21 protein-coding genes are annotated in these 21,820 nt (G+C 60.4%); 7 read left to right on the top strand and 14 right to left on the bottom strand.

Translation table 11 applies throughout. From position 1 onward, the window contains the following. Nucleotides 1-30: 30 nt before the first annotated feature. The 6 genes from ASC97_RS28930 to ASC97_RS28955 form a co-directional block, all read right to left on the bottom strand. On the bottom strand, nucleotides 31-1,524 hold the full coding sequence (locus ASC97_RS28930) for a sensor domain-containing diguanylate cyclase (protein WP_057471769.1): 1,494 nt from the start codon (nucleotides 1,522-1,524) through the stop codon (nucleotides 31-33). A 192-nt stretch (nucleotides 1,525-1,716) separates the two neighbouring features. Next, on the bottom strand, nucleotides 1,717-2,760 hold the full coding sequence (locus tag ASC97_RS28935) for a sulfate/molybdate ABC transporter ATP-binding protein (protein WP_057471770.1): 1,044 nt from the start codon (nucleotides 2,758-2,760) through the stop codon (nucleotides 1,717-1,719). A 10-nt stretch (nucleotides 2,761-2,770) separates the two neighbouring features. Beyond that, nucleotides 2,771-3,643, bottom strand: a complete 873-nt coding sequence (gene cysW / locus ASC97_RS28940; RefSeq protein ID WP_057471771.1) for a sulfate ABC transporter permease subunit CysW — start codon at nucleotides 3,641-3,643, stop codon at nucleotides 2,771-2,773. After that, nucleotides 3,633-4,490: a sulfate ABC transporter permease subunit CysT gene (gene cysT, locus ASC97_RS28945; protein WP_057471772.1), complete on the bottom strand. Its 858-nt coding sequence runs from the start codon at nucleotides 4,488-4,490 to the stop codon at nucleotides 3,633-3,635. The genes cysW and cysT overlap by 11 nt, the downstream gene beginning before the upstream one ends. 8 nt (nucleotides 4,491-4,498) lie before the next feature. Beyond that, nucleotides 4,499-5,524, bottom strand: coding sequence for a sulfate ABC transporter substrate-binding protein (locus tag ASC97_RS28950; protein WP_057471773.1), 1,026 nt, complete (start codon nucleotides 5,522-5,524; stop codon nucleotides 4,499-4,501). A gap of 215 nt (nucleotides 5,525-5,739) precedes the next feature. After that, the gene (locus ASC97_RS28955; protein ID WP_057471774.1) at nucleotides 5,740-6,198 is read right to left on the bottom strand and encodes a PTS sugar transporter subunit IIA; all 459 of its coding nucleotides are present in this window, start codon (nucleotides 6,196-6,198) and stop codon (nucleotides 5,740-5,742) included. 374 nt (nucleotides 6,199-6,572) lie between these two features. Between ASC97_RS28955 and ASC97_RS28960 the strand changes: the two genes are divergently transcribed. Then, entirely contained in the window at nucleotides 6,573-7,616 is a 1,044-nt protein-coding gene (locus ASC97_RS28960; RefSeq protein WP_057471775.1) for an NAD(P)-dependent alcohol dehydrogenase, read from the top strand. A gap of 22 nt (nucleotides 7,617-7,638) precedes the next feature. Here the strand turns inward: ASC97_RS28960 and ASC97_RS28965 are convergent, their stop codons facing one another. From ASC97_RS28965 to ASC97_RS28985, 5 genes are all read right to left on the bottom strand, one after another. Next, nucleotides 7,639-8,208 (bottom strand): DedA family protein, encoded by a 570-nt coding sequence (locus ASC97_RS28965; RefSeq protein ID WP_057471776.1) that lies wholly within the window; start codon nucleotides 8,206-8,208, stop codon nucleotides 7,639-7,641. A gap of 45 nt (nucleotides 8,209-8,253) precedes the next feature. Continuing rightward, nucleotides 8,254-9,621 carry an FAD-containing oxidoreductase gene (locus ASC97_RS28970; protein ID WP_057471777.1) on the bottom strand — a complete coding sequence of 456 codons (1,368 nt, stop codon included), beginning with the start codon at nucleotides 9,619-9,621 and terminating at the stop codon, nucleotides 8,254-8,256. After that, complete coding sequence (locus ASC97_RS28975; RefSeq protein ID WP_057471778.1) at nucleotides 9,618-10,079, bottom strand: DUF4126 family protein; 462 nt, start codon at nucleotides 10,077-10,079, stop codon at nucleotides 9,618-9,620. Before ASC97_RS28975 ends, ASC97_RS28970 begins: the two co-directional genes overlap by 4 nt. Nucleotides 10,080-10,173: 94 nt before the next feature. After that, nucleotides 10,174-11,361, bottom strand: a complete 1,188-nt coding sequence (locus tag ASC97_RS28980; RefSeq protein WP_057471779.1) for an acyl-CoA dehydrogenase — start codon at nucleotides 11,359-11,361, stop codon at nucleotides 10,174-10,176. Nucleotides 11,362-11,466: 105 nt separating this feature from the next. Further along, nucleotides 11,467-12,387 (bottom strand): LysR family transcriptional regulator, encoded by a 921-nt coding sequence (locus tag ASC97_RS28985; RefSeq protein WP_057471780.1) that lies wholly within the window; start codon nucleotides 12,385-12,387, stop codon nucleotides 11,467-11,469. Nucleotides 12,388-12,707: 320 nt separating this feature from the next. On the opposite strand from ASC97_RS28985, the gene ASC97_RS28990 reads away from it, so the two are divergent. The 6 genes from ASC97_RS28990 to mmsB all read left to right on the top strand — a co-directional run bounded on the left by ASC97_RS28990 (nucleotide 12,708) and on the right by mmsB (nucleotide 18,266). Continuing rightward, nucleotides 12,708-13,913, top strand: coding sequence for an ABC transporter substrate-binding protein (locus ASC97_RS28990; protein WP_057471781.1), 1,206 nt, complete (start codon nucleotides 12,708-12,710; stop codon nucleotides 13,911-13,913). A gap of 7 nt (nucleotides 13,914-13,920) precedes the next feature. Beyond that, nucleotides 13,921-14,703 carry an ABC transporter ATP-binding protein gene (locus tag ASC97_RS28995; protein ID WP_057471782.1) on the top strand — a complete coding sequence of 261 codons (783 nt, stop codon included), beginning with the start codon at nucleotides 13,921-13,923 and terminating at the stop codon, nucleotides 14,701-14,703. Further along, a complete protein-coding gene (locus tag ASC97_RS29000) occupies nucleotides 14,703-15,404 on the top strand; it encodes an ABC transporter ATP-binding protein (protein WP_057471783.1) in 702 nt (233 codons plus the stop codon). The genes ASC97_RS28995 and ASC97_RS29000 overlap by 1 nt, the downstream gene beginning before the upstream one ends. A gap of 4 nt (nucleotides 15,405-15,408) precedes the next feature. After that, nucleotides 15,409-16,296, top strand: a complete 888-nt coding sequence (locus ASC97_RS29005) for a branched-chain amino acid ABC transporter permease (protein WP_057471784.1) — start codon at nucleotides 15,409-15,411, stop codon at nucleotides 16,294-16,296. 1 nt (nucleotide 16,297) lies between these two features. After that, nucleotides 16,298-17,287, top strand: a complete 990-nt coding sequence (locus tag ASC97_RS29010; protein WP_057471785.1) for a branched-chain amino acid ABC transporter permease — start codon at nucleotides 16,298-16,300, stop codon at nucleotides 17,285-17,287. 76 nt (nucleotides 17,288-17,363) lie between these two features. Then, nucleotides 17,364-18,266 carry a 3-hydroxyisobutyrate dehydrogenase gene (gene mmsB / locus ASC97_RS29015; RefSeq protein ID WP_057471786.1) on the top strand — a complete coding sequence of 301 codons (903 nt, stop codon included), beginning with the start codon at nucleotides 17,364-17,366 and terminating at the stop codon, nucleotides 18,264-18,266. Here the strand turns inward: mmsB and guaD are convergent. From guaD to ASC97_RS29030, 3 genes are read right to left on the bottom strand one after another with little or no spacing between them, the layout of a single operon-like run. Further along, nucleotides 18,247-19,614 carry a guanine deaminase gene (gene guaD / locus ASC97_RS29020; protein ID WP_057471787.1) on the bottom strand — a complete coding sequence of 456 codons (1,368 nt, stop codon included), beginning with the start codon at nucleotides 19,612-19,614 and terminating at the stop codon, nucleotides 18,247-18,249. The two genes, mmsB and guaD, sit on opposite strands and share 20 nt — an antisense overlap. Before the next feature lie 16 nt (nucleotides 19,615-19,630). Then, complete coding sequence (locus ASC97_RS29025; protein WP_057471788.1) at nucleotides 19,631-20,962, bottom strand: amidohydrolase family protein; 1,332 nt, start codon at nucleotides 20,960-20,962, stop codon at nucleotides 19,631-19,633. Beyond that, the gene (locus tag ASC97_RS29030; RefSeq protein ID WP_057471863.1) at nucleotides 20,959-21,816 is read right to left on the bottom strand and encodes an aromatic ring-hydroxylating oxygenase subunit alpha; all 858 of its coding nucleotides are present in this window, start codon (nucleotides 21,814-21,816) and stop codon (nucleotides 20,959-20,961) included. Before ASC97_RS29030 ends, ASC97_RS29025 begins: the two co-directional genes overlap by 4 nt. Nucleotides 21,817-21,820 lie beyond the last annotated feature (4 nt).

The following is a 21,820-nucleotide window of genomic DNA, read 5'->3' on the forward strand; positions in this document are numbered from 1 at the left end:
GGGGCACGTTGGCTGATGTCAATGCCGATATCAGATGGCGGACAACGACGGGTCTGTTGTCTGGAGCGGTTCTTCACCATGAGGTTCCAGTGCCTTGCGATCGGCATAGTGCGCTCGTTTCTGCTCGTACATCGCGAGGTCGGCGCGTCTCACCATGGCCTCGATCGTTTCTCCCGGTTCGCTGGTGGCGAAGCCAAGCGCAATGCTCAAGGGAGCGTTGGAGTAGAACTGATTGTTTATCTTCAGCAGCTCGCCGATCGTCTCTACCATTGCCAGGGCGTTCTGTCGGTCGGCCCCGGGCATCAGTACCGCAAACTCGTCTCCGCCGATCCGCGCCGCGTGATTGGGCGCCGAGACGGCACCGTTTAGAACTTCGCCAAGCCGGCGCAGCAGCGCGTCGCCGGCGTCGTGCCCACGTTGATCATTGGCATCTTTCAAGCCATTGAGGTCGATGATGATCGCAGAAACCGGCCGCAGCGACTTGCGCTCCAACCTGTTCAGTTCGTCCATGTAGAAGGCGCGGTTATGCAGCTTGGTCAGCACGTCATGCTTGCCGAGATATTCGAGATAGGCTTCGGCCTTTTTGCGCGCCGTAATGTCGGTCAGGGCCACCTGCACCAGCGACCAGTCGCCTTCGTGTCCGGGCAGTATCGAGAACTGCAGCAGGACAAAGCGCTCGGAGCCGTCGAGAGCATAGTTTATCACCTCACGCTGGTGGAAGAAATTTCCGTTCCACAGCTCGATGAGCTGTTCCCGGAAGTGCTTCTCCATGTCGTCGCGGAAGATTTCTCCCAGGCGCTGCAGGAGGATGTGCCGGTCGGGCGCAGAGAAAAGATCAAGTGTTGCGTGGTTGACATCGATGACCCGGATCTCGCTCATGCACTGACGGACAAACTCCGGATGAACGTCGGTAAACACACGAAAGTCGACGATACCGCGGTTGCGCACGTCCTCAAGGAGAGACTTGATGCGGCTGAAATCCTCGACCCAGAGCGATACCGGCGAGTGCTCGAAGATGCCTTCCGCATAGCGCCGGTTCTCTTGCTCCCTGCGCCGCGCTTCTTCACGTGCCGTCACGTCTTCCGTCGTCAACAAGAGCCTGTCCAGCGTCTGCTCATGCCCCGGCAGGACGGCCCCGCGCAACTGGATATCCAGCCGGCGGCCGGACAACGTGTAGTTCACCGCGCTGCCGCTGAACTCCGTCTGTCCCTGCCAAAGGGCTGCCAGCTCGTTCACATGGCTCTCCAGCATCTCGTCACGAAAAACGCTGGACAGGTTGGCGACGAGGTGATCGAGGCTCTGCGCCTCGAAGAGGTCGAGCGTCTTGCGGTTGACGCGCAGGATTCGGATCTGCTGGGAGCACGCGGCAACGCGACTGACGTCTTCCTTCAAATAAGCGCGGATGTCCTCGATTCCGCATTCTCTCCAGCGATCGAATTGCTCTTTCACGCCGCTGAAATCTTCGATCCACATCGCGATGGGGGCCAGGTCGAAAACGTCGGTGTCGGAAGAATCGAGGGTCATGGGCTCATTTCCTGCTGATGCGTATGCGCGTCAAAGTCATTCCGATCGACCTTTTACAGCGATTCGAAAATTGTAATTTGACGTAGAATGAGCGATGCGCCAAGCAGATGCCCAGATGAAGGGCAGCCGCACGTGATGGCGGCTGCGGGAAAATGCGCAGACCTGACGAAAGTGAGCGTTGCGAGAGGCTTTTCAGGCGTTCCGAAACAGCTTCCAGCGCGTGGGACGGAAAGCAATCCGGCTACGATCGAGCCTGCCAGCCTGAGCCGGGGTCAGTTCGAGTTCGATCGAGGGGTGGCTCGCGCCGATATCGACCTCGATATGCCTCGTTCCGGCGACACGGCGGCTACTGGACAGCAGGCCCGCTATGCAGCCGTTGCCACTATCGCGCAGCTCGATGTCGTGTGGGCGGAAATAGAGCTGCGCATCGCCGTCCGGCTCACCGTCGGCCTTAAGATCAAGGGAACGATCCTCAAACCAGATCTCACCATCGGCGATCCTGACCTGCAGGCAGTTCGACTGACCGACAAAGCCGAACACGAACGGCGAATTCGGATTGTCGTAAACTTCATCAGGGGTGCCGACCTGTTCGATCGCCCCTTGGCTCATGACGACGACGCGGTCAGCGAGTTCCATCGCCTCGTCCTGGTCGTGCGTGACGAAAACCGTCGTATGTCCGGTCCGATCGTGAATCTCGCGCAGCCATCTGCGCAGATCCTTGCGCACTTGCGCGTCGAGCGCGCCGAACGGCTCGTCGAGCAACAGTACATTTGGTTCCACCGCCATGGCGCGCGCAAGCGCCACGCGTTGCCGCTGTCCGCCGGAGAGCTGCGCCGGATAGCGCTTCTCGAGACCTGAAAGTTGCACCAGGTCCAGCAGTTCGAGGGCACGCCTGCGGATTTCGGCCCTCGTCGGGCGGCGGGACGAATTGCGGACCTTGAGACCAAACGAAACATTGTCGAGCACGGTCATGTGCCGGAACAGCGCGTAGTGCTGGAACACGAAGCCGATATTGCGCTGCTGCACCGTCTTCTTCGATGCATCTTCCTCGCCGAAGTAGATCAGGCCCTCGGTCGGGCTTTCAAGCCCGGCGATCAACCTCAGCAGAGTCGTCTTGCCGGATCCTGAAGGCCCAAGCAAGGCGATGAGTTCACCGGAGTGGATGTCGAGCGAAACGTCGTGCAGAGCCGGAAACCGATCGAATTCCTTGCGTAGATTTTGAACGCGAACTTCCATTCTAATTCCTTCAGTGCCGCCGGCTGGCGGCGATTTCATCGCTGTATCGCATTTCGAGCAGCGTCTTCAAAACAAGGGTTACAAGGGCCAGGAAGGCAAGGAGGGTAGCAACGGCAAAGGCGCCGGTGAAATTATACTCGTTGTAGAGGATTTCCACCTGAAGCGGCATGGTGTTCGTCTGGCCGCGTATATGGCCGGAGACCACCGAGACTGCGCCGAACTCACCCATGGCGCGGGCGTTGCACAACAGCACGCCGTAGAGCAGGCCCCATTTGATGTTGGGCAAGGTTACGTGCCAGAAAGTTTGCCAACCGCTTGCGCCGAGCGAAATCGCTGCCTCCTCGTCGCCGGTGCCCTGTTCCTGCATCAGGGGGATCAATTCACGTGCGACAAAGGGAAAAGTCACGAACATGGTTGCGAGGATGAGGCCCGGAACAGCGAAGAGGATCTTGATGTCGTGGGCGCTAAGCCAGCTTCCAAGATGGGTGTTGGCGCCGAACAGGAGGACGAAGACGAGACCCGAGATCACCGGCGATACCGAGAAAGGCAGGTCGATCAATGTCGTCAGGAATGCCTTGCCCTTGAATTCGAACTTGGCGATTGCCCAGGCGGCGGCGACGCCGAAGATGAGGTTTAATGGCACGCTGACGCCTGCCACGATCAGCGTGAGCCTGATCGCAGAAAATGTCTCGGCATCCTGGAGAGCGTCGAAGAATGCCGGAGCGCCCTTGCGAAACGCCTCCACGAAGACCGCCGCCAGCGGCAGAAGCAGGATCAACGCCAGGAACACCAGCGACGCGACAATCAGCGTCCAGCGTGCAATTTTGTTTTCGGTCACGACGGAGCGGACCTTTGCTGATCGAAGACCAGTATCAAGCGCCATAGCCATACCTCCGTCTGCTCCAGCTCTGGATCAGGTTGATAACGAGCAGCATGGCGAAGGAGAGTACCAGCATGACAGCTGCGATTCCCGTCGCGGCGGCATAATTGTATTCTTCGAGCTTGATGACGATCAAGAGCGGCGCGATCTCCGACTTGAACGGCAGATTTCCGGCAATGAAAATCACCGAGCCGTATTCACCCACGCCGCGCGCGAAGGCAAGCGAAAAGCCGGTGAGGACCGCCGGCGCCAGCCCGGGTAGCAGCACCCGGAAGATCGTCTGGAATCGGTTCGCGCCGAGCGTGGCGGCTGCTTCCTCCACTTCCTTGTCGATCTCTTCCATCACCGGCTGCACGGTCCGCACGACGAAGGGAAGCCCGACGAAAACAAGCGCGATTACGATGCCGAGCGGCGTGAAGGCGATCTTGATGCCGAGCGGGGTCAGGAACTGCCCGATCCAACCGTTGGGAGCGTAAAGCGTCGCAAGCGCTATGCCCGCGACAGCCGTTGGCAGGGCGAAAGGCAGATCGACCATTGCGTCGATAACGCGCTTGCCCGGAAAACGGTAGCGCACCAGCACCCAGGCAAGAACGACTCCGAATATCGCGTTTGCGCATGCGGCGGCAAAGGCTGTCCCGAAACTGATGCGAAGAGCAGCCAGCGTGCGTGAATCGAACGCAATCGACCAGAATTTCTCCCAGCCGAGTTCGCTCGAGCGCCAGGCAAGGCCCGACAGAGGAATGAGGATCAGAAGGGTGAGCCAGATCAAGGTAAAGCCGAGTGTCATTCCAAATCCTGGAATGACACTCGGCCGCTTGAACCGCCACCGCGTGGGGCTATGTGCTTTCATGTGGTGTATTATTGGGCCGGCTTGTAGATTTGGTCAAATACACCGCCGTCGCCGAAGAATTTCGGCTGCGCTTCCTTCCAGCCTCCGAAGTCGTCGATGGTCGCAAGCGTCAGCTTCGGGAAGCGGGCGATATCCGCCGGATCGGCTGCCTCCGGCTTGATCGGGCGATAGAAGTGCTTGGCGGCGATCTTCTGGCCTTCATCGGCATAGAGGTAGTTGAGGTAGGCCTCGGCGACTTTGCGCGTTCCCTTCTTGTCGACGTTGCCGTCAACGATTGCAACCGGCGGATCCGCACGGATCGAGAAGGCAGGCGTTACGATTTCAAACTGATCGGGGCCAAGCTCTTCGAGCGAAAGATAAGCCTCGTTCTCCCAGGCAAGCAGAACATCGCCGAGACCACGCTGGACGAAGGTGGTCGTCGCGCCACGGGCGCCGGTGTCGAGGACCGGCACGTGCTGCAGCAGCTTCGTCACGTAATCCTGCGCCTTGGCTTCGTCGCCGCCGTTTGCCTGCTTGGCCCAGGCCCAGGCGGCGAGGAAGTTCCAACGCGCGCCGCCCGAAGTCTTCGGGTTCGGCGTGATGACCTGAACGTCGTCCTTGACGAGGTCGCCCCAGTCCTTGATGCCCTTGGGATTGCCCTTGCGGACAAGGAAAACGATGGTGGAGGTATAGGGTGTCGAATTGTTCGGGAACTTGGATTTCCAGTCGGCCGGGATTTTACCGGTCTTCTTGGCGATGGCGTCGATGTCGCCTTCGAGTGCCAGCGTTACGACGTCTGCTTCCAGTCCGTCGATGACGGACCGTGCCTGAGCGCCGGACCCACCATGCGAGGCCTGAATGGCCACGGTTTCACCGGTGTCCTTCTTCCACTTCGCAGCGAAAGCGGCGTTGAAATCCTTATACAGTTCTCTCGTCGGATCATAGGATACGTTGAGAAGCGTCTGATCCGCGAATGCGGGAGCGACAGCACCCAGGGCGACACTGCCCGCCAGAACCGCGGCCGCGAAAAGCCGGGTGATCCGTAATGACTGCATGGAAACCTCCTTCGTTTGTGACCGAAACTCTACCAACTTGGTCGTATAATGAAACGCAGATTGTTTCTGTTCCGTGCCCGGCTCCTAGAATGGAGTGCCATTTCCCGCCATATTTTGAAATGAATGTGCTCGGGCAGGCCGCGGCCAACCAGAGCATGGTGGCGGCCACGCGCGCAGCCACCTCCATCCCTATTCAGCGTCCGCGGTTCGCCGGATTACAACACGCGGGAATCGGCCAGGAAATCGGAATATAATTCTTCTGCTGTTTTTGCCTTGCGCATCGACGCTACAATCCCGGGCGATTGCAGTTGCCGGGCGATGGCAGCAAGGACATTGAGGTATTCCCCCCGGTGGTTTTCGCCGAACAACAGGACGAATGCGATGTCAGTCGGCACGTCGTCAACGGCCTCGAAATCGAGCGGACGGGCAAAGCGGATCAGCAACCCGCGTGGATGGGTCATGCCCAGGACGACCGCGTGCGGCACGGCAACGCCGTTACCGATGCCGGTTGATCCGAGACGTTCGCGGCTTTCCAGAGCCCGAAGAATTATTTTGGGGTCAATTTCGAAAGCCTCTGCCGCTTTCTCTGCGATTGCTTGCAGCCCTCGCCATTTTGTCGCTGCACCGACCCCGACAAACGTATGGTCGGGACGAATTACGGCCGAAAGGTTCATGTGGTCTCACTTGTCGTTCCTGCAACGCCGTCGCCGAACGCGACGCACTGCTATCATGCGCTTGGAGCCTCGAGGGCCAAGTCCACTGCACGTGTTCATAGGCCCAAGTGAGTAAGCGTTCCAGTAGGTCTTTGTGGGGTAAAAATAAGCATCTGATAAGGATTATGGTCGTTTTCAATGGGTGCTTTGTCAGGGCTCGCCTCCGGGGATACCCGCTGCCGTCGCTGAACCTCGTCAGGTTCGTTTGAGCATTTTACCATCTAGTGGGCAAAAGCCTTCGCAACAGAATTGAATTGCGGAGGCATCGAGTCCTATAGTTCTCTGAAGGTCTCGCCCGATTCAGGCGGCGAGGCGATAGGGAAGGAAACAGGCCAATGACCAAAGTCCGTGCGCTGGTGCTGGAGCGCCAGCATGAACTCGCTCTTCGCAGTATCGATCTGCCGCTGGACACGGGCCCTGGAGAGGTAAAAATCAAGATCCATACGGTCGGCGTCTGCGGTTCCGATGTCCATTATTATACGCACGGCAAGATCGGACCCTTCGTCGTTAACGAGCCGATGGTGCTGGGTCACGAAGCTGCCGGCACCGTCGTCGAGGTCGGCGAAGGCGTCACGCATCTGAAGGTCGGTGACCGCGTCTGCATGGAGCCGGGCATCCCAGATCCAAATTCCAAGGCGAGCCGGCTCGGCATGTACAATGTCGATCCCGCCGTCGCCTTCTGGGCGACGCCACCGATCCACGGCGTATTGACGCCCGAGGTCGTGCATCCCGCCAACTACACGTTCAAGCTGCCGGACAATGTCAGTTTCGCCGAAGGCGCAATGGTCGAGCCGTTCGCAGTCGGCATGCAGGCGGCAACCAAGGCGAAGATCGCGCCCGGCGATACCGCCGTCGTGCTTGGCGCTGGCCCGATCGGTACGATGGTGGCGATCGCGGCCCTTGCCGGCGGCTGCGCCCGGGTGATTGTCGCTGATCTCGCCCAGCCGAAACTCGATATCGCCGCTCAGTACCAGGGCGTCATTCCGGTCAATATTCGCGAGAAGAACCTTGCCGAACAAGTCTCTCGCCTGACGGATGGCTGGGGCGCAGATGTCATCTTCGAATGCTCCGGCTCGCCGAAAGCCTGGGAAACGATCATGGAACTGCCGCGCCCGGGGGGCGTCATCGTCGCTGTCGGCCTGCCCGTCAATCCGATCGGTTTCGACGTGTCGACCGCTTCCACAAAGGAAATCCGTATCGAGACCGTCTTCCGATATGCCCATCAGTATGAGCGTTCGATCGCCCTGCTCGGCTCTGGCCGCGTCGACTTGAAGCCGTTGATCTCGGCAACGTTCAAGTTCGAGGATTCGGTCAAAGCCTTCGACCGGGCCGTCGAGGCGCGTCCGAGCGACGTGAAGCTGCAGATCGTGATGGACTAGGACCGGCATTTTCCCATCCGACCTATGACTGCCCCACGCTCGGTTTCAGTCTGCGAAACGCAAGGGCCGCGACGGCAACGATGGCCGCGGCCCCTAGAGCGATGAGCAGACGGTGATGGATGGGAAGATTGCCCAAGGCCTGTTGGATGCCGTGCCCGAATACATAGCCGAGAGCGGTGAACAACTGCCCCCAGACGAGTGCCGCCGCGGCGTTCAGGACGAGGAACTTGCGGGTGGAAATTCCTGTCGTGCCTATGACAACGGGGCTGATTGTCCGCAATCCGACCAGAAAGCGAAACGCAAAGATAAAGCCGGTGGGATAGCGTTCGAGAAGCTGGGTTGCACGTGCAAGGGCCGGCCTTTCCATCAGGCGGCGGACAACCTTCCACTGCTCGGCGTAGCGCCCGGCATAAAACCAGATCTGGTCGCCGGCAAAAGACCCGGCAGACGCTGCCACAGAGGCTGACCAGTAGGTCAGCAGACCGTGATGCGAAATCACACCGCCCAGGAAGGCAGCGGTCTCTCCCTCGAATGCGGTGCCGAGAAATATCGCCAGCAAGCCGTAGTTTTCGATCAGCAGTTCGATGGACAAGAGGGCCACCTTTGCGGGTCTCGGTTTTGGCAGGGATCTCGCAAGCTAGACCGACTTCAGGTCTCCGAGCAATGTCGGGATCAACTCCGAAACCGTCGGATGGATAGGCATTGCCCGTTGCAGCACCGGGTAGGGCGACTTGGCGTTCATCGCGTCGATGAAGCCATGGATCGCCTCGTCGCCTTCGATGCCAAGGATGGCAGCGCCGAGAATCTGCTTGGTTTTTGCATCCGCGATTACCTTCATGAACCCCTTGGTCTCACCTCGCTCGTTGGCGCGCCCGACGCGGCTCATCGGCCGGGTGGAGATCAGGATCTCGCGTCCTGAGGCACGCGCCTCTTTCTCCGTCATGCCGACACGGCCGAGTGGCGGATCGATGTAGAGCGCATAGGCTGGAATGCGGTCGCTGAGCTTGCGATCCTCGCCGTCGAGCAGATTGGCGGCGGCGATCTCGAAGTCGTTGTAGGAGGTATGGGTAAAGGCACCCCGGCCATTGCAATCTCCAAGCGCCGAAATACCTTCAACGTTTGTCGCCAGCTTGTCGTCGACGATGATATAGCCGCGCTTGTCGGTTGCGACGCCGGCAAGATCGAGCCCGAGATCATCCGTATTGGGAGTGCGTCCGGTAGCGACGAGCACGTGGCTCGCCAGGACGTCCGGCCTGCCCGCGGCGACCGAGACGGCGATCCCGTTGCCGGATTTCGCAAAGGCGATCCCGTCTGCATCGGTCTGCACCGTGATTCCCTCCGCACGGAGAATATCGGCGATCGCATCCGAAATATCCGCATCTTCACGCGACGCGAGCTTCGGCCCACGCTCGATGACCGTCACGTCAGCACCGAAACGCCGATACATTTGCGCGAATTCGAGGCCAATATAGCTGCCGCCTATGACCGCCAGATGCTTCGGCAGCGTATCGAGCTGGATGATCGAGGTGCTGGTGAGGTAGTTGATGTCGGCAATGCCCGGCATATCGGGGATTGTCGGCCTTGCGCCGACATTGAGGAAGAAGCGGGGAGCCGTCAGCCTCTCCCCGTTGACGGTGACGGTTCGTGCATCTTCGAAGCTAGCATGTCCATAAATGACGGTCATGTCCTGCATCCCGTCGAACCAGCCGATCAGCCCGTTTCGCGCATTCATGGTGACGGTTCGGGCGCGGTCCCGTACCACACGCATGTCGATCCCGATTTCACCCGGGATCGTCACTCCATAGTCGCCGGCACCGCGAGCGACATGGGCCGCGCGTGCGCTTGCCACAAGCGTCTTGGTCGGCATGCAGCCGGAGTTTACGCAGGTGCCGCCCAGGAACTTGCGTTCGATCAGCGCGACCGTCATGCCCTTTTCGACCATGCGGGCAGCGAGAAACGGCCCGGATTGACCGGCGCCGATCACGATTGCGTCGAAGGTCCTCATGACGCCGCCACCACGATGATGATGGCGCCGACGATCGCGACCGCGTCCTCGATGAAGGCAGCAGGCGGGTCCTTGCCGAAGAGTGCGGCGAGCCTGCTGCGCGCTGCCGCGCCGCCAAGCGTGCCGACAACGGCGCCGAGAACGCCCGCAATCAATCCGCCGACAAGCACGCCGCCGGATGCGCCGATCGTCGCGCCGGCCAGCGCGCCCATGATAACGCGCGCGCTAAACTGTATCGGGACCTTTCGCGAAGGTGTCGAGGGCAACTGGTCGGTGACGAATTCCAGCAGCGCCAGCAGGGTAAAAATCCAGGGTGTCCAGGCGTTCGCCATGAATGCGAGCGGCGTCTGCGACACGCCGAGCCAGCCTTGAGCCGCGCCCCAGGCAACGGCCGCGGGTGCCGTCATGGCGCGCAGGCCCGCAATGATGCCGATCAGAAATGCAAGAACCAGAAGCATGTGAGGTCCCCCTTGCGACACGGGTTCGTCCCGAGGTCAACAGAGGCTTGCACATTGTAAGGCCGGTTTCAATTTGTCCGACGACGATTGTGTCCTAATTCGCAAAAGCCGCGATGCCGGTGATGGCTCGGCCGAGGATCAGCGCATGGATATCATGGGTGCCTTCGTATGTGTTCACGACCTCGAGATTGACGAGATGACGGGCGATGCCGAACTCATCGGAGATGCCGTTGCCGCCGAGCATGTCGCGTGCCGTCCGGGCGATATCCAGAGCCTTGCCGCAGGAATTGCGCTTGACGATGGAGGTCAGCTCCACCGGCGGATGGCCGTCTTCCTTCATGCGGCCAAGGCGCAGGCAGCCCTGCAATCCGAGCGTGATCTCGGTGGCCATATCCGCAAGTTTCTTCTGGATCAACTGGTTGGCGGCAAGCGGCCGGTCGAATTGCTTGCGGTCGAGCACATATTGGCGGGCCTTGGCATAGCAATCCTCGGCCGCACCAAGTGCGCCCCAGGCGATCCCGAAACGGGCAGAGTTCAAGCAGGTGAACGGACCTTTGAGGCCAGTAACATTGGGAAAAAGGTTCTCTTCCGGCACGAAGACATTGTCCATCACCACTTCACCGGTGATCGAAGAGCGGAGCCCGATCTTGCCGTGAATGGCGGGGGCAGACAGTCCCTTCCAACCTTTCTCAAGGATGAAGCCCCGGATGACGCCGTCCTCGGTCTTGGCCCAGACGACGAAGACATCGGCGATCGGGGCGTTGGAGATCCACGTCTTGGCGCCGGTCAGATGATAGCCACCGTCGACCTTCTTGGCTCGGGTTACCATCGAGCCGGGATCGGACCCGTGATTGGGTTCGGTCAGGCCGAAACAGCCGATCCATTCGCCCGTTGCAAGCTTCGGAAGGTATTTCTGTTTTTGGGCCTGCGACCCGAAAGCATCGATCGGGACCATGACGAGGGAAGATTGTACGCTCATCATCGAGCGGTAACCGCTGTCGACGCGCTCGACCTCGCGGGCGATCAGGCCGTATGCGACATAGCCGAGGCCGGCGCCGCCGTATTCGGGGGCAATGGTCGGGCCGAGGAGGCCGAGTTCGCCCATTTCACGGAAGATAGCAGGATCGGTCTTCTCGTGACGAAAGGCCTCCAGCACGCGGGGCGCGAGCTTCTCCTGGGCGTAGGCGTGAGCCGTATCAAGCACCATGCGCTCCTCGTCCGTCAGCTGCTCGACAAGCCGGAACGGATCGGCCCAGTCGAAGATCTCGCGGCTGTGCTGCATGGTTCATCCTCCTCGAATGTGTTGCCGGGTGCCGCCGGCACCTGTTTGGCATAGCTCCGCGGACATGGTGCGTCAACACGCCGGCGCAGGACGGTCGCGGAGCGCCTATCGCTTCGCCCAGGGCGGAACGAACCGTGCATCCTCGCCCGCAGCTGCTTCGCGCAGAAAGTCGAAGACGGCACGAACGCGCGGCGATTGCAGCAGGTCGCGATGACAGCTGATCCAATAGTGCCGCTTGAGGTCTATCTCGCCGGGCAGCACGATCTGAAGTTCCGGGTAACGGCTCGCGAAGAAATAGGGCAGAATACAGAGGCCCAGCCCATTTCTGGTCGCGGTCAGCTGCGCGAAAATGCTGGAGCTCTGAAACTTCGGCTTGATGCGCGGGTGCACGTCGCCGAGATAGTCCAGCCCGGGTGCGAAGATCATCTCCTCGATATAACTGATGAAGGGATGCATCAGAAGGTCGTCGCGAGTGGCAATGGGCGCGCTTCTCGCGAGATAGTCCCGCGAGCCGTAGACCTGCAGATGATAGTCCGTCAGCTTTTCCGCCAGATAAGGCCCGCCCTTCGGTTCATCGAGCACGACGGAGATATCCGCCTCCTTGCGCGATAGTGACATGATCTGCTGGATCGTCACCAGCTCGAGCGACAGGTGCGGATGTCGCGCCGCGAATTGCGCCAGCACCGTTGCGAAGAAGAAGTTGGAAAAGCCCTCCGGCGCGCTCAGCCGCACAACGCCCCGCTGGGTCATCGATCCATCGGCAAGATCGGTGCGCAGGCGCTCGGTCTCCTGCTCCATCTTTTCCGCGGTCTCGACGAAACGCGTGCCCATACCGGTCATCACATAGCCACGGGGGTTGCGCTCAAAGAGCTTGACGTTGAGGGCAGATTCGAGCCGGTCGATCCGTCGAGAAACCGTTGCATGGCTGCTGCGCAGCTGCCGGGCTGCCGTCGAAAGCTGTCCGGTGCGGGCGACAGCCAGAAAGAACTGAAGGTCGTCCCAGGTAAACTGCGGCCGGTTGCTCATCCATGCCTTCCCATTGGCCCAACGATAACGAGGGGTCGGCGATTGGTCTTTCGTCTAATGCCGTCCTGCCTGCACAATCATCTGGTCCGCCCTACTTCCACGACATGTCCCGCAACGCCCTGCATTCATTGGGGGCTGGGCGGCTCGGATCGGCAATCTGTTCAAAAACGAACAGATACTGTTTGGAATTGGTTGTAAAGCGGTCTTGCTTCGCCGATGCAATTCCGTGATCTTGAGGCATGGGCTGGTCGCTTTGAGGAGGGCAGCTGGCCAAATTTGAACAGATCTGTATTCCGGCCAATCTCTGGGAGGAGAGAGACATGCGAAAGAATTTGATTGCATCGATCGCGTTTTTGCTTGCGAGCAGCACTGCTGTGCTTGCCGACGGTGCATCCGACGGAAAGGTGAAGATCGGGATCCTGAACGACCAGTCGGGCGTCTATGCCGATTTCGGCGGAAAATCGTCGGTCGAGGCGGCAAAGATGGCGGTCGAGGATTTCGGCGGCAAGGTGTTGGGGGTGCCGGTCGAGATCGTTGATGCCGACCACCAGAACAAGGCCGATATCGCTTCGAATATTGCGCGCCAATGGTACGACACCGAACAGGTGGACGCGATCATGGAGCTGACGACCTCGTCGGTGGCGCTCGCGGTCCAAGCCGTCGCCAAGGAAAAGAAGAAAATCGACATCGTCACCGGTGCGGCGACCACGGATCTTACCGGCAAAGCCTGCTCGCCCTATGGCTTCCACTGGGCCTACGACACGCATGCACTTGCGGTCGGTACCGGCGGCGCACTCGTCAAGCAGGGCGGCGACACCTGGTTCTTCCTGACCGCCGACTATGCGTTCGGATATTCGTTGGAGCAGCAGACGAGCGATTTCGTCAAGGCCAATGGCGGCAAAGTCGTCGGCTCGGTCCGACATCCGCTGGCGAGCCAGGATTTCTCGTCCTTCCTCCTGCAGGCGCAGTCCTCAGGCGCCAAGGTGATCGGCCTTGCCAATGCCGGTCTCGATACCGCTAACGCCATCAAGCAGGCGGCCGAATTCGGCATTACCCAGGGCGGCCAGCATCTGGCGGCGCTGCTCTTTACGCTTGCCGAAGTGCATGGCCTAGGCCTCGAGGCGGCACAGGGACTGACGCTGACCGAGGGCTACTATTGGAATCGCGACGACGAAAGCCGGGAATTCGGCAAGAAATTCTTCGCCCGTACGGGCAAGATGCCGAACATGATCCATAGCGGCACATACTCGGCCGTGCTGCAATATCTCAAGGCGGTGCAGAAGGCAGGAACTGATGACACGGAGGCTGTTGCCAAGCAACTGCATGAGATGCCGGTCGACGACGTCTTCGGTCGCGGCGGTACCGTCGGCCCCAACGGACGCATGATCCACGACATGTACCTGCTTCAGGTCAAGAAACCTGCCGACAGCAAGGAACCCTGGGACTACTTCAACGTGCTGGCGACCATCCCGGGCAAGGAAGCCTACATCGATCCGGCAAAGAGCGGCTGCGATCTGGTAAAGTAGGCGTCCCATGGTGGTCTCCACGACAAGCACTCAATCAGAGCCGCGGGTGGTCCTTTCCGCCCGTGGCCTTCGGCGTGATTTTGGCGGCTTCACCGCCGTGAAGAACGTCGATCTCGACGTGTATGACGCCAGCGTGCATGCGCTGATCGGTCCGAACGGTGCCGGCAAGACGACGGTCTTCAACCTGCTGACCAAGTTTCTGCAGCCGAGCTCAGGCACGATCACGCTGATGGGAACCGACATCACCCGGACGCCGCCAGACAAGGTTGCGCGCATGGGCCTGGTGCGTTCCTTCCAGATCTCCGCAGTCTTTCCGCATCTGACGGTGCTCGACAATCTCCGGGTTGCCCTGCAGCGGCCGAACCACCTGTCGACCCAGTTCTGGCGCCCGGTCTCGGCGCTCGATCGGTTGAATGACCGCGCCGAGCAATTGCTTGCGAAGGTCGGTCTCTCCAAGGAGCGCGACAGCTTCGCCGCCGACCTCTCCTATGGCCGCAAGCGGGTACTCGAAATTGCCACGACGCTGGCGCTCGATCCAAAAGTGCTGCTGCTCGACGAGCCGATGGCCGGTATGGGGCAGGAGGACGTGAGCGTCGTCTCCGCCATCATCCGCGATGTCGCTCGCGACCGGGCCGTTCTGATGGTCGAGCACAATCTCTCCGTCGTCGCCAACATCTGTCAGCAGGTGACCGTGCTTCAGCGCGGCGAGATCCTTGCCGAGGGCGACTATGCAACGGTCAGCGCCGACCCACGGGTTCGCCGGGCCTACATGGGAACGGAGGACGGCTGATGACCACGCTTCTGGAGGTCCAGGGATTGAATGCCTGGTACGGCGAAAGCCACATCCTGCACGGCGTCGACATGCGGGTCGCCGAGGGTGAAACCATCACGATCCTTGGCCGCAACGGCGTCGGCAAGACCACGACCCTGCGCACGATCACCGGTATTGTGCGCGCCCGCAAAGGCAAGATCAGCTTCGGCGGTTCGGACATGATGCAAGTGCCGTTGCACAGGACGGCCCACAAGGGGATCGGCTTCGTTCCGGAGGAGCGCGGCATCTTCTCGACGCTGACCGTCTCTGAAAATCTGCTACTGCCACCCGTCGTGGCGGATGGTGGCATGACGCTGGAGGAGATCTACGAACTCTTTCCGAACCTATACGAACGGCGTAACAGTTCCGGCACAAAGCTGTCCGGCGGCGAGCAGCAGATGCTGGCGATAGCCCGCATCCTGCGCACTGGCGTTCGCATGCTGCTTCTCGACGAGCCAACCGAAGGCTTGGCACCGGTCATCGTCCAGCGCATCGGCGAAGTGCTGAAGAACCTCAAGCAGCGCGGCATGACAATCCTGCTTGTCGAACAGAATTTCCGTTTTGCTAGCCGGATCGCCGACCGTTTCTATCTAATGGATCACGGGCAGATGGTGTCGGAGTTCCCCGTCGGCGAGCTGCCGCAGCGAATGGATACGCTGCACAAGGTTCTGGGAGTGTGATCGTATGATGATGATCTTCGGCATTCCCCTGCAGGCATTCATGGGCCAGTTGCTGATCGGCTTGATCAACGGCTCGTTTTATGCGCTGCTCAGCCTCGGCCTCGCCATCATTTTTGGCCTGCTGCGCGTCATCAACTTCGCGCACGGCGCGCAATACATGTTGGGTGCGTTCGTCGCCTATCTGCTGCTTGCCTATCTCGGCATCGGTTACTGGCCGTCGTTGGTGCTTGCGCCTCTCATTGTCGGGCTTGCGGGCGCGGTGGTCGAGCGGCTGTTCCTGCGGCATCTCTACGATCTCGATCCCCTCTATGGCCTGCTTTTCACGTTCGGCCTGGCGCTCGCGGTCGAAGGGACGTTTCGCTATCTCTACGGCTCCTCGGGCCAGCCATATGCACAGCCGCCGGCCCTTGCCGGGGCGCTCAATCTCGGCTTCATGTTCCTGCCAATCTACCGCGGCTGGGTTGTGGTCATGTCGCTTGTCGTCTGTATCGGCACGTGGTTGCTGATCGAGAAGACGAAGCTCGGGGCATACCTGCGGGCGGCTACGGAGAACGCCACGCTGGTTCAGGCGTTCGGCGTCAATGTTCCACTGCTCCTGACGCTGACCTACGCGCTTGGCGCGGGTCTTGCTGCCTTCGCCGGCGTCCTTGCCGCGCCCATCTATCAGGTCTCGCCACTGATGGGCTCCAACATGATCATCGTGGTCTTTGCCGTGGTCGTCGTCGGTGGCATGGGGTCGATCATGGGTGCAATCGTCACCGGCTATATGCTTGGTATTGCGGAGGGCCTGACCAAGGTCTTCTATCCGGAAGCATCCAACATCGTGATCTTCGTGATCATGGCGATCGTGCTTCTCATCAGGCCCGCGGGCCTCTTTGGCCGGGATGCTTGAAATGACGGAGATCACCCAGACGATCCATGCAGAAAAGCGCCGCGCGGCCGCCTCGGTGAAGACCGGATTCCTCGTGATCGGCACGTTGCTTCTGCTGCTGGCTCCGTTCTTCTTCTACCCGATCTTTCTGATGAAGCTGCTTTGCTTCGCGCTCTTTGCCTGTGCCTTCAACTTGCTGCTCGGCTACACCGGTCTTCTCTCCTTCGGTCACGCCACCTTCTTCGGCGGTGCTGCCTACTTCACGGCATACACCGTGAAAGAATGGGGACTGTCGCCGGAACTCGGCATTCTCCTCGGCGTCGCGGGCGCCGCCTTCCTCGGGCTCGTCATGGGCTTCTTCGCGATCCGACGTCAGGGCATCTACTTCGCGATGATCACGCTGGCGCTCTCGCAGATGTTTTTCTTCTTCTGCCTTCAGGCCGAATTCACCCACGGCGAAGATGGGATCCAGTCCGTACCGCGCGGGCACCTGTTCGGCATTCTCGATCTAAACAGCTCGACCAATATGTATTACTTCGTGCTGGCGGTGTTTATCATCGGCTTGCTGATCATCTGGCGCTTCATCAATTCACCCTTCGGCATGATCCTGAAATCGATCCGTGAGAACGAGCAACGCGCCATTTCGCTTGGCTATTCCGTGGCGCGATACAAGCTCGGTGCCTTCGTCATGTCTGCTGCTCTGGCGGGATTGGCAGGCGCAGTCAAGTCGATCGTCTTCCAGTTTGCTACGCTGACGGATGTCGCGTGGCAGATGTCGGGGGAGGTGATCCTGATGACGCTCCTCGGCGGCATCGGGACGCTGATCGGTCCGCTGTTCGGCGCAGGGCTGGTCGTCACGCTGGAGAACTATCTGGCGACGTCGGAATTCCCGGTCACGATCATCACGGGCGTCGTTTTCATGGTCTGTGTGCTGGTCTTCCGGCGCGGCATCATCGGTGAATTGTATGCCTCGCGGATCGGCCGCAAGATGGGCTTCGTCTACCGCCGCTGAACTTGGGCGGCTGCATCACGTGGATCGCCGAAGAAGCGGCAGCATCCATCCCGGCAGACAAAAGTAGGAGAGCGACATGACAACCATCGCATTCATCGGTCTCGGCAACATGGGCGGGCCGATGGCGGCAAATCTCGTCAAAACGGGCCACCACGTGACCGGGTTCGATCTCGCGGCACCGATCCTGCAAGCCGCCGAAGCAAACGGTATTCAGCCGGCGAGCCACATCAGCCAGGCCGTGGCGGATGCGGAGGTCATCGTCACGATGTTGCCGCAGGGTAAGCATGTGTTGAGCGCCTGGACAGACATCCTGCGCTCGGCTGCATCGGGAACGCTTGTCATCGATTGCTCGACGATAGACGTCGACAGCGCGCGCAAGGCCCACGAGATGGCGACGGCAGCGAGTTGTCTGTCGGTCGACGCACCGGTCTCGGGCGGTACCGGCGGAGCTGCGGCGGGCACACTGACCTTCATGGCCGGCGGGTCGCCGGAAAGTTTTGCAAAGGCCAAGCCGATCCTCGAGGCGATGGGTAAGAAGATCGTCCACTGCGGCGAGGCCGGGGCGGGGCAGGCGGCGAAAATCTGCAACAACATGATCCTTGGCATATCGATGATCGGCGTCTGCGAAGCCTTCGTACTAGGAGAAAAGCTTGGGCTTTCGCACCAGGCGCTTTTCGATGTCGCCTCGACCTCGTCGGGGCAATGCTGGTCGATCAATACCTATTGCCCGGTGCCAGGCCCAGTCCCGGCATCCCCCGCCAACAATGATTACAAACCGGGCTTTGCGGCGGCCCTGATGCTGAAGGATCTGCGGCTATCGCAGGAGGCAGCCCTTTCGAGCGGAGCATCGACGCCGCTCGGCGCGGAGGCGGCGCAGCTATTCTCGCTGTTCGAAAAGCAGGGAAATGGCGGCCGCGATTTTTCGGCGATCATCGAAATGTTCCGGGACAACGCGGAGCTTAGGACAGACGAACGTTGAGCCCACCAACCCAAGTTGACGCGATATTCGGTTTGGAGGCGGTGTTGATGATCTTCTGCAGGATCTGCTCGCCGGCATCGAACTCGTCGAACAACCGAACGGATCCCTTTTGCGCCTTCGTGTCGATAACGATCGCGTCGAAGAGATAGCCGGGTTTGAACTGGCCGACAGGCAGGTCGAGGGCAACACCGCCGCCCGTCGTTGCGATGTAGAAGGCATCGCGAAAATCGATCTGTGCCGGACCGAAGGTGGCGCGCGCTCTATCATCGAGATTGGGATCGACGCCTGCCTCCAAAGCCCGCGACATCAGGATCGCGCCACGGCAATTCTCCAGCATCGAGGCGCTTGGACCACCGGAAATGTCGGTACCGAGGCCCACATGCAGCCCTTTTTCCAGCGCGGCCAGCAACGGAAAGACGGCATTGGCGAAGTAGACGTTCGACAGCGGGCAGTGCGCCACGGCGGCCTCGCGAACACGAACTCGCTCCATGTCGTCAGCCGTCAGGAAATTGGCGTGGGCAAGGACGCTGCGGCGCCCGAGCAAGCCGAAGCGATCAAGCATTTCGGCATCGGTGGCGCCGTGACGCGAGAGCACATAGCCATGTGCCCAGTCGCTTTCTGAGCAATGCGTCTGGACATGGCAGCCGCATTCCCTGGCGATCGCGCCGAGACCTTCAAGAGTTGCATCGGTGCAGGAAGGAATGAACCGGGGCGTAACTACGGGCAGAACGCGGGCTTCGCCGTTTTCCGGATGAACGGTGATATAGTCAATCAGTGCGCGCGTCCCCTCGATCGCCGCCTCCGGCGAGGCGTCGCGATAATAGTCCGGGCACTCGTCGGCATTGTCCATCGCCACTTTTCCGATCAGCGCGCGCTGACCTTTATCGAGGCAGATATCGACCAGCGCCCGCGTGGCCTCCTGATGGATGGTGGCAAAATAGAGCGCCGTCGTCGTGCCGTTCGCCAGCAGGTCCTCGACCAGCAGGCCGTAGCTGTGTCGCGCGAACGCCAGGTCTTCGTACCGGGCCTCGAGCGGGAAGGTGTATTTCTGCAGCCAGATCTCAAGTGGTACATCCAGCGCGCTGCCGAGCTGCGGATATTGCGGCGCGTGCACGTGCAGATCGACGAAACCCGGCAGCAGATACGAACCGGGCGCCAGGCTGACCAGTTCGCCCGTCTCCTCTCGCGCGTCACGTACGGCCCGGTAGTTCGGATCGCCGGGCCGATGGATCGCCTCGATCTTGCCGTCGGCGCCAATGGCGATCAGAGCATTGTCCAAAATGTCGATTTCTCCACGCTCCGGTGCATGAAAGCCGGAGGCGCAGAGGGTCTTATTACGCAAATCCACAAATATATCCCCGAGTTCAGTTGAGGCTTCGACACCTGAGGGCAAGTGCGCGCTCGCGAAATCTATGACGAATTTCCGTCTCGTCTATACCCGGCAGCACGCGGTCTTCCATCAGTATTTGTCCGTCGCAGATGGTGGTGACGACATCGTCTGCGCGCGCTGAATAGACGAGTGCTGCGGCCACGTCGTAGACCGGCATGCAATGCGGCTTGTCGAGATCGACGATGATCACGTCTGCCTTCCTGCCAACTGCAAGGCGACCGGTTTCCGGCCTGTTCATGGCGGCGGCAGCGCCCGTCGTTGCGAGCTCCAGAAGTTCGCTGGTCTTCATGAACTCGACGTCGCCAGTCTTGTCCTTGTGGATCATGCCGGCGAACTTCATTTCCTGGAACATGTCGAGCGCATTGTGGCTTGCAGGTCCATCGGTCGCCAGCCCGACCGGGATACCGGCCTCCCTGACACTGCGGAGACGAAGCGTGCCGGAATTGAGCTTGGCGTTGCAGCAGGGGCAATGAGCGATGCGGGTTCCGGTTTCCGCCAGAATGCGGATGTCGTCGTCATTGAGCTGGGTGGCGTGCGCTGCCGTCACATCAGGTCCAAGGAAGCCGAGCGACTGAACCCACTGAACCGGCGTGGTTCCGTAGGTTTCCTTCACATAGATGATCTCCTGCATGCCTTCCGACAGGTGCGTATGGATAACGACCTTGTGGGCGTCAGCCACCTGGCGCACGAGCTTGAACATCTCCGGACCGCACGAATAGGGTGCGTGCGGCGAGAGTGCGACGTGAACGCGGTCGTTGCGGGTTCGATGATGCAGGGAGACCTTGTCACCGAAGCGATGAAGCGCCTTCCACGACCAATCAGTGATTGGGGCATAAAGGCCGCGATCGGCAAGGCCGTAGCCGAGCGTGGCACGCAGCGGCATCTTGCAAAGTGCCGCGATCTGGGGCTCGACGCGATAGGCGTCGAAGTGCTCGTTGAAGGTCGTAATCCCGGATTTCGCCATCTCGACGAGGCCCATCAGGCTCGCCCAGTAAAGCGTCTCCTCGTCGAAATTGCGCTTAAGCTGCCACATCGTCTGCAGCCATTCAAAAAGCTGGACGTCTTCCAGCAGCCCACGCAAAAGCATGTTCGAAGCGATGTGGGTGTGGCAGTTGACGAAGCCTGGCATGACGACACGGTCGTTGGCATCGATCAGCTTCTTGGCTCCCGCCGTCGAAACGGAGGCCGCTGGCCCGACTGCGGTTATGCTGTCACCGGAGATTGTCAGGCTGCCATTTTCGATCTTTTCTGCGCCGCCCATCGGCAGAATAGTTGCGTTGATGATGGCGATATCGGGAATACTCATGCTGCCATCGCCATCGTACCGTAGGTGATGCCCTTTTCCTTCAGCCAGCGGCGGTAGGCAATCGAGCTTGCATCGGCGCGCGTCGGGATTTCGGCGCGTGCTTCCATCGGCAGCAGCGATGGACGCTGGTTTTCCAGGATGATGCGGTCCTGCAGGAAGATCAGCTGCTGGAAATGCACGAGTTCGGTCGTGGTCGAGACATCGTCGATCAAGAACATGACGGGATGGGCGATGCAGCGGTCCGGTTCCAGCGGCTGCACGAACAGGCAGATCACATCCCAGCGGTTGGTCGCATTCGGGCAGGTCTTGTAGAGCAGGGTCGTGAAAGGCGTCATCACCCGGTAAATGTAATCGGTCATGATGCCGTCGGTCGCCGAAAGCGCTGCCTGCGGCTGGAAGAACTGGCAGTTGGTTGCCCAGACCTCGTCAACGTCGCGACGGATTTCGGCGTTGTAGTGCATGACCTCCGTATGCGGCTCGGCACCCAGGATGTCGGTATGCACGAAAGGAAAATGGGCCATGTCGAGGAAGTTCTCGATGATGCGCAGCCCCGAGGCACGCACCAAGACAGCGCCGCAATTGACCACGCGGCGGTCGTCCTCGTCGGCTTCAGGCAACGCGAACAGGCCGCCCCTGGGCTCGCCGAGCGTTGCCCAGACAAGACCGAAGCGCTTGATGATCGGCAGCGGTTCGGAACGGCCCTCGGCCGTCACGGAGATCGTTCCGTTGGTCGCACTAGTCAGCGACAGATCGAAGCCCAGCAGGCGCGTCGCCGAGTGGCCGAACGCAATCTCCGTCTCGGTGCCAAGCGGATACCACTGGTCGAGGGCTGCCTTGTCCGAACACTGGCTCATGGGA

The organism is Rhizobium sp. Root1203, assembly GCF_001424945.1.
Taxonomy (GTDB): domain Bacteria; phylum Pseudomonadota; class Alphaproteobacteria; order Rhizobiales; family Rhizobiaceae; genus Rhizobium.

Coding starts and splice junctions, on each gene's coding strand:
- ASC97_RS28930 (WP_057471769.1), bottom strand. CDS start 1,524: ATGACCCTCGATTCTTCCGACACCGACGTTTTCGACCTGGCCCCCATC.
- ASC97_RS28935 (WP_057471770.1), bottom strand. CDS start 2,760: ATGGAAGTTCGCGTTCAAAATCTACGCAAGGAATTCGATCGGTTTCCG.
- cysW (WP_057471771.1), bottom strand. CDS start 3,643: ATGGCGCTTGATACTGGTCTTCGATCAGCAAAGGTCCGCTCCGTCGTG.
- cysT (WP_057471772.1), bottom strand. CDS start 4,490: ATGAAAGCACATAGCCCCACGCGGTGGCGGTTCAAGCGGCCGAGTGTC.
- ASC97_RS28950 (WP_057471773.1), bottom strand. CDS start 5,524: ATGCAGTCATTACGGATCACCCGGCTTTTCGCGGCCGCGGTTCTGGCG.
- ASC97_RS28955 (WP_057471774.1), bottom strand. CDS start 6,198: ATGAACCTTTCGGCCGTAATTCGTCCCGACCATACGTTTGTCGGGGTC.
- ASC97_RS28960 (WP_057471775.1), top strand. CDS start 6,573: ATGACCAAAGTCCGTGCGCTGGTGCTGGAGCGCCAGCATGAACTCGCT.
- ASC97_RS28970 (WP_057471777.1), bottom strand. CDS start 9,621: ATGAGGACCTTCGACGCAATCGTGATCGGCGCCGGTCAATCCGGGCCG.
- ASC97_RS28975 (WP_057471778.1), bottom strand. CDS start 10,079: ATGCTTCTGGTTCTTGCATTTCTGATCGGCATCATTGCGGGCCTGCGC.
- ASC97_RS28980 (WP_057471779.1), bottom strand. CDS start 11,361: ATGCAGCACAGCCGCGAGATCTTCGACTGGGCCGATCCGTTCCGGCTT.
- ASC97_RS28985 (WP_057471780.1), bottom strand. CDS start 12,387: ATGAGCAACCGGCCGCAGTTTACCTGGGACGACCTTCAGTTCTTTCTG.
- ASC97_RS28990 (WP_057471781.1), top strand. CDS start 12,708: ATGCGAAAGAATTTGATTGCATCGATCGCGTTTTTGCTTGCGAGCAGC.
- ASC97_RS28995 (WP_057471782.1), top strand. CDS start 13,921: ATGGTGGTCTCCACGACAAGCACTCAATCAGAGCCGCGGGTGGTCCTT.
- ASC97_RS29000 (WP_057471783.1), top strand. CDS start 14,703: ATGACCACGCTTCTGGAGGTCCAGGGATTGAATGCCTGGTACGGCGAA.
- ASC97_RS29005 (WP_057471784.1), top strand. CDS start 15,409: ATGATGATGATCTTCGGCATTCCCCTGCAGGCATTCATGGGCCAGTTG.
- ASC97_RS29010 (WP_057471785.1), top strand. CDS start 16,298: ATGACGGAGATCACCCAGACGATCCATGCAGAAAAGCGCCGCGCGGCC.
- mmsB (WP_057471786.1), top strand. CDS start 17,364: ATGACAACCATCGCATTCATCGGTCTCGGCAACATGGGCGGGCCGATG.
- ASC97_RS29025 (WP_057471788.1), bottom strand. CDS start 20,962: ATGAGTATTCCCGATATCGCCATCATCAACGCAACTATTCTGCCGATG.
- ASC97_RS29030 (WP_057471863.1), bottom strand. CDS start 21,816: ATGAGCCAGTGTTCGGACAAGGCAGCCCTCGACCAGTGGTATCCGCTT.